The 6,349-nt window shown below is 72.6% G+C and carries 4 protein-coding genes; all 4 read left to right on the top strand.

Annotation, left to right across the window (positions count from 1 at the left end; translation table 11 throughout):
- Positions 1–2,249: 2,249 nt before the first annotated feature.
- The 4 genes from ACIRS1_RS37585 to ACIRS1_RS37570 are packed head-to-tail and all read left to right on the top strand — an operon-like array spanning position 2,250 to position 6,328.
- Positions 2,250–2,981: a TnsA-like heteromeric transposase endonuclease subunit gene (locus tag ACIRS1_RS37585; RefSeq protein WP_402847105.1), complete on the top strand. Its 732-nt coding sequence runs from the start codon at positions 2,250–2,252 to the stop codon at positions 2,979–2,981.
- Positions 2,978–5,143: a Mu transposase C-terminal domain-containing protein gene (locus ACIRS1_RS37580; RefSeq protein WP_402847103.1), complete on the top strand. Its 2,166-nt coding sequence runs from the start codon at positions 2,978–2,980 to the stop codon at positions 5,141–5,143. Before ACIRS1_RS37585 ends, ACIRS1_RS37580 begins: the two co-directional genes overlap by 4 nt.
- 16 nt (positions 5,144–5,159) lie before the next feature.
- Positions 5,160–5,309: a hypothetical protein gene (locus tag ACIRS1_RS37575; RefSeq protein WP_402847102.1), complete on the top strand. Its 150-nt coding sequence runs from the start codon at positions 5,160–5,162 to the stop codon at positions 5,307–5,309.
- Positions 5,303–6,328, top strand: coding sequence for an AAA family ATPase (locus ACIRS1_RS37570; protein WP_402847100.1), 1,026 nt, complete (start codon positions 5,303–5,305; stop codon positions 6,326–6,328). Before ACIRS1_RS37575 ends, ACIRS1_RS37570 begins: the two co-directional genes overlap by 7 nt.
- The last annotated feature ends 21 nt before the right edge of the window (positions 6,329–6,349 follow it).

Below are 6,349 nucleotides of genomic sequence, written 5' to 3'. Positions count from 1 at the left end.
GGGGGCGGAAGGCCCTAAAGGGCCTTACCCCCGGCCTGGCGGCCGGGGCGCCGCTGACGCGGCGTCAGCGGGGGGTGCCGCCTACGGCGTCACCGTGCGTGGTGTGGCCTCGGCTGCGCCTCGGCGGGCGGTGGGTGGCTGGGGGAATTCGCCGATGGCGAATTCGTGGGCGCGGCACGCGCCATCGTGGCGGGCGTCGGGCGTCGCTGCGCTCCGCCAATCCGGGGAATTTTCCCGGGCCTACGGCCCGTCAATCGGTCAGCTTTCCCGGTCAATTGGCCGGTGTTTTTCACGGCCCTACGGGCCGGTTGGCTGGCGGGGTTTCCCGGGGTGCGCCCGGGGGTGAGCGTTGACAATGTGACGCGGAATTCGGGTAGCGGCCCCCCTCCCCCGGTCCCGGCCGGTGGCCGGGGTCCCGCCTTGCGGTTGCTGGGCTGTCGGCCCATCCGCCGCCCCCGGAGCGGGGCCTGCGGCCCTCGGGAGACGCCGGTGGGCCTCCGGTTCGGCCGGGCCTCCCCGGCCCCTGTGGCGGGCCCTCACGAGCGGCCCGGACTGCGGGCCCTGACGGGCCCTCAAGCGAGAATCCCAGCCGGGCATCCGAAGCGTATCCGGCGGTGCTTCCCGGAACGTCGTACAGCTCTATCCTACCGGTCCGCGAACACGCGCGGACGCGAACACGCAACCTCGCGGCAACCGTCCATCCCGGCTCATCAGACCGCGCTCCAGACCGGAATACGAATTCCCTCACGCTCCTTTTCGGGTGGCAATCCGATACAATTTCGAGGCGTAGCGACAAGGAATCGAATTCAGGCACGCCAAAAAGGGGACTACGGCCCTCCATGCCGACACAGCGACCGCCATTCCAGACCGCCCAGAAAATCCCGCCCAACGTCAACCAAGACAATTCCCGAAGCAGCACTACCGAACCGAACACCGGGACCAGGACAGCGGGGCTGGACGGCGGCCAGGGCGGGCGTGGCGCCGGGCGACGCGGGCGGGCGGCGGGAACCGCCGAGACCGGCGGAGCGGACAGCCCGGTGCAACACGACACTGCAACACGCCCGGCCGCCCCCGCTCCCGGCCACATAACGCCTGGTCAGACCCGCAACACGGCACGGTGTTGCACCCCGCACCCCCCCACCAGGCCACCCCGGCCACCCGCCACCGGCCGCCGAGCACCACCACCAGGACCAAGCCGCCGAGAAAGCCGGCCTTCCCGGCCGCCACCACCGAGCACCAGCCGCGGCCCCGCCCCAGCACCCTGTCGCACCCACCTGTCGCGCCCAGACCACACACAGGGGAACAGGAGTATCCGCCCACGTCACACCACACGACAGCACCCCAACGCGACAGCACGCGCGACAGCCCCCACACAGCACCGGGAAGGCCTCCGAGGCGGCCTGACGGCCACCCACCCGTCCAGCGAAGGGCACAGCGGCGGGCACCGCCCGGACGGCGGCGCAGCGCGGCCAGACGGCCACCCCGGACAAGGCGGGGCCGGCCCGGACAGCGGACCCGGGACGACAGCGCAGCAGGCGGGCACGGCCAACGGCGGAGACGGCGGACCCGGCCCCGACAAAACCGAACACCAATCCCCGCCACCACCCCCACCCCACAAATCCAACCCGAATTCACACCACCACCCGACAGCCAATCCACCAAAACAATCAGGCGGAATCACCAGCGGAATTCACCCCCCAAATACAGGCCCACAACACCCCCGAGGCCCCCGAGGTCCCCCATCCCATCCCCGACCCCACCCCGCCACGACACACAGTCACCAAACCCCGGACAACACCCACCCCGCCACATCCCCCGACAGGCACAACCAAAGGTCCAGACAATATGCCATCTGAAGCCAAAATACGCCCACCACAACCAACAGGTCACACCCGACCCCTCACCGGGTAGAGCTTCGCGTGCAGCACGCGGTCCTCCCACCACGGGTCATCCGGGGCGGAGACCAGCGCGGCCATATGCTCGCGCTTGGTCGGGACCGGCAGCACCGGCGGGCCCAAGTCCTTTGCGGCGCGGACCTGTACGCACTCGGGGCACTCCAGCCGGTCCGGCCGGGCCTTCTCCCTTCGAGCCCTCCTACCCCCCGATCGAGCGCCGGCGCGTCCAGCACAGGCACGGCAAGCGAGAGGTGTAGCACTCGTTGGAGTGAACGATGTCCGTTCTTCTATCTGCCGGATTCTCAACAGACTTGACTGCCTGACGGCGGGTCTCTGCGGTGAGGGGTGGGTTTGATGGATGCGGCGAGGGTGGAGGCGTGCTTCGTCACGGTGGCCGGCGAGGTGGTCCAGCAGCGCTTGGGGCGGGCGGCCGGGCAGGTGCGCTTCGAGGAGTTGGGGCCGGTTGCGGCGTTCCCGGTGGTGCCGGGGCGCAGCTGGGGTCCGGGGTGGTGGTGGTCCTCGACGACGGGGCGGCTGGTGGCGCACGGGTCGATGGCGATGCGGATGCAGTTGATGCTGTTGGACCGCGAGCGTTCGGTGACCGGCCTGGCGGGGCGGCCGGTGCGGCTGCTGTGGCGCGAGGAGGACGGAGTGGTGCGTTCCTGGGTGCCGCAGTTGTTCGCCCGCTACGCGGACGGCGGGGCGCTGCTGGCCGACTGTCCTGCCGTTGCGGGCGGGGGCGGGCCGGCGGCGCAGCGGGCGGCGCGGGTGCTGGCGCAGGTGTGTGAGGGGGTGGGGTGGGTGTATCGGCGGTTGGAGCCTCCGTCGCCGGTGGTGGCGGCGAATGTGCGGTGGCTGGCCGGGTACCGGCATCCGCGGTTCGGTGCTGACGGGGTGCTGCGTGAGGCGGTGCTGGCGGCGTTCGCGTGTCCGCGGCCGCTGGCGGAGGGGGTCGCGGCGGTGGGGGTGCCGTTGCGGGCGGGACCGATGGTCTTCCATCTGCTGTGGTCCGGTGCTCTGACCGCGGGGTTGGAGAGGCGGCCGCTGGACGCCGGGACCGTGGTGGGACGGGGGGTGGCGGCGTGAGCGGCGGGTCGGGTCGGCGGGTGCTGGCGGTGGGCGCGCACATCGTCTTCGACGGGCGTTCCTGGCAGGTGGTCGGGGTGGAGGGGCAGCTGGTGCGGCTGGCCGGCGAGCGCGGAGAGGTCGCGACCGTGCTGGCCGGGCATCTGGTGGCGGCACCGGACTTCGCGGTGACCGGCGCGCGGCCGCAGGTGGGGGTGCCGCAGTGGGGGCTGTTCCAGACGGTGCCGGTGCGCGAGCAGGAGAAGGCACTGGCCTGGCAGCGGCACATCCAGGAAGTGGAGTACGGGCTCGCCGGCGGGGAGGGCGCAGCGGGGGTGCCGCGGCCACAGTACGACCCGCTCTCGCGCACGCTGGCCGAGCGGGAGCAGGCCAAGGCCACAGAGCTCACCGCCCTGGGGTGGGAACACGTCGCTGTCAGCACCGTGCAGCGGATGCGGTTGAACTACCGGCGCCAGGGCCTGTGGGGGCTGGTCGACCACCGCACCACCAAGCCCGCTAGCCGCACCGGGCGCGCCGACGAGAAGGTCGTCGCCGCGGTGCTGGAGGCGCTGCGGCGCCAGCGCGGCCGCTCCACAGGCACCGTGAAGGGGCTGATGCAGCTGACGAGGCAGGTGCTGGACGAGCGGTACGGGCCCGGGGTGGTGAAGCTGCCGGCGCAGGCGACGTTCTACCGGTTGGTGAAGGCGCTGGCCGACCCCGCCGCACTGCCCGGCCGGCCGGCGCGCACCGCCACCGCCTCAGCGGGGCGGCCGTTCACGCCGGCGATGGCGCTGCGGCCGGGCGAGCAGGTCATGCTCGACTCCACCCGCCTGGACGTCATGGCCGTCTTCGCCGACGGCACCACCGGCCGCCCGGAGCTGACCATCGCGCTGGACGTCGCCACCCGCTCCATCCTGGCCGCCGTCCTGCGCCCAGCGAGCACCAAGGCCGTCGACGCGGCGCTGCTGCTCGCCGAGATGGCCGTCCCGCACCCGCTGCGCTCGGGCTGGCCCGGCGCCCTGGCGATGTCCCGCGCGCCCGCGCCGTACGAGGACCTCCTGGACGCGGACCCCCGCCTGGAGCATGCTGCGGGCCGGCCGGTCGTGGTGCCGGAGACCGTGGTCGTCGACCGCGGCCGGATCTTCCTCTCCGCGGCGTTCCTGGCCGCCTGCGAGAGCCTGGGCATCAGCGTGCAGCCCACCCCGCCCCGGCGCCCTACCGCCAAGGGTCACGTCGAGCGCGCCTTCGGGTCCATCAACACCCTGTTCTGCCAGCACGTCGCCGGCCACACCGGCTCCAACGTCCTGCGCCGCGGCTCCGACAGCCAGCGCGAGGCCGTGTGGAGCGTCGCCCAGCTGCAAGACCTCCTCGACCAGTGGATCACCGTCGAGTGGCAGAACCGCCCCACCGAGGGACTGCGCCACCCCTCGATGCCCGCCACCGCCCTGACCCCGAACGAGATGTGGGGCGCCGTGCTCGGCGCCAGCGGGCACGTACCACTCCCCCTGAGCGGCGACGACTACATCGAACTGCTGCCCGTGGTCTGGAAGCCCATCACCGAGCGCGGCATCCGCCTGAATCACCGCACCTACGACCACCCCGCACTCGGCGACTACCGCGGCCAGCCCTCCGGCATCACAGCGCAGCAGGGCCGGTGGGAGGTCCACCACAACCCCCACGACGCCCGCTGGATCTGGGTCCGCCTCGGTGACGGCGCCTTCACGCCCATCCCATGGATCCACGCCGACCACGTCCACCAGCCCTTCGGCGACCAGCTGTGGCAGCACCTCAAGGACACCGTCACCCGCCGCGGCGACCGCGACCGGCACGAAGCCGACCTCGCCCAGGCCCTCGACGACCTCCTGCGCCGCGCGCGAACCGGCACCGCCCACCCCCGCGAACACGCCCTGATCACCCGCCACGCACCCGCCGCCCTCCCCCACGACGACACCAGCGGGCCCCGATGGGCCCGTCGGTGCCGTGGAGGATCCTGGCGGACAGGCCCGAGGACGCGGAAAGACCAGGCAGCACAAGCAGGCCGCCGCCCCAGAGAGCTCCAGCCCCGGGCAGCAGCCAGACAGTCATGGGCAGGCTGTTCCGAGGCCGCGGCGGGCCGGCGCCGCACGGGCCGGGACGGCGGCCGGGGGGAACGAGATGCCCGCGGCTCTGTTCGGCGCAGCTGAGCCGTGGCCCACGCCGGTGCCACCCTCGGGAAGTCCGGCCCCGGGCGGCGAGGACGGCCTCAACGCCGACCACGCCTGGGACGACGAGGACGACCTGGACGACGCGGATACGGGGGATACCGGCTTCGGACTGTACGACGCAGCCGAGGAGGCGCAGCAGTGGTGACTGCGACCACCGGCCAGTCCGCGATCCAGACCGGGAGCGCAACGCCTACCACCTGGGAGGAATGGCGGCGCTTCGTCGACCGCCGGCGCCCCACACCTCCCACACCCGGCGCGCCCAGGCGCAGCGCCACCCAGCGACTGGCCTACCACTCCCGGTTCGTCGTCGTACGCACCCCGGCCCTGGACCAGATCACTACCAGCGTGCGAACCCTCACCCTGCTCGGGCGCCACCAGGACGGCACCGCCCGGCCCGGGCTGATCGTCACCGGACCGCCCACCACCGGCAAGAGCACCGCCCTGCAGGAAGTCGGGCGCACCTACGAGTTGCACGTGCGGTCCCTGTCCCACAGTCCCGTCCCCGGGCGGGCGCCGGTCGCGTACATCCTGGTACCGCCCGGCGCGAGCGCCAAGAGCCTGGCCGCCGAGTTCGCCCGCTTCGTCGGCCTGCCGGTCGGCCCGCGCATGACCCAGGCCCTGCTCACCGCGACTGTGTGCAGCATGTACACCAGCCTGGGGGTGAGCCTGGTTCTCGTGGACGAGATCCACCGCCTCAACCCCCGCACCACAGGCGGCGCCGAGGCCGCGGACTTCCTCAAAGACCTCTCCGAACGGCTGCCCGCCACCTTCGTGTACGCCGGTGTCGACGTCACCGCCACGCCCCTGTTCAGTGGCGTGCGCGGCGCCCAGCTCGCCGGCCGCGCCTCGCTGATCGACTGCGATCCCCTGCCCGCCCGCCACGGCCACCAGACACCGTTCCGGTCCACCGTCGCCGCGTTCGAGAACGCCCTCGACCTCACACACCACCGCCCCGGCTCCCTGCGCCGGCTCGCCCCCTACCTCCACGAACGGACCGCGGGCCGGATCGGCAGCCTTTCCCGTCTCATCCGCCAGGCCGCGATCACCGCCATCGTCGACGGCACCGAGAAGATCACCAAGACCTCCCTCGATGCGATCACCCTCGACCACCTCGCCGAAGAACACCACCGCCCCACCCACCGAACCCGCGCTCGCATCCGGTGAACCCGACCGACCAGTCATGTG

It is taken from the genome of Kitasatospora sp. NPDC101176 (assembly GCF_044768035.1).
In the GTDB taxonomy this organism is placed as follows: domain Bacteria; phylum Actinomycetota; class Actinomycetes; order Streptomycetales; family Streptomycetaceae; genus Kitasatospora.
Note: the sequence above shows the minus strand (reverse complement) of the source record. Positions and strands in the feature narration are given on the sequence as shown.

Bases quoted from the DNA above. Each gene is read 5' to 3' on its own strand.
- ACIRS1_RS37585 (WP_402847105.1), top strand. From the start codon at position 2,250: ATGGATGCGGCGAGGGTGGAGGCGTGCTTCGTCACGGTGGCCGGCGAG.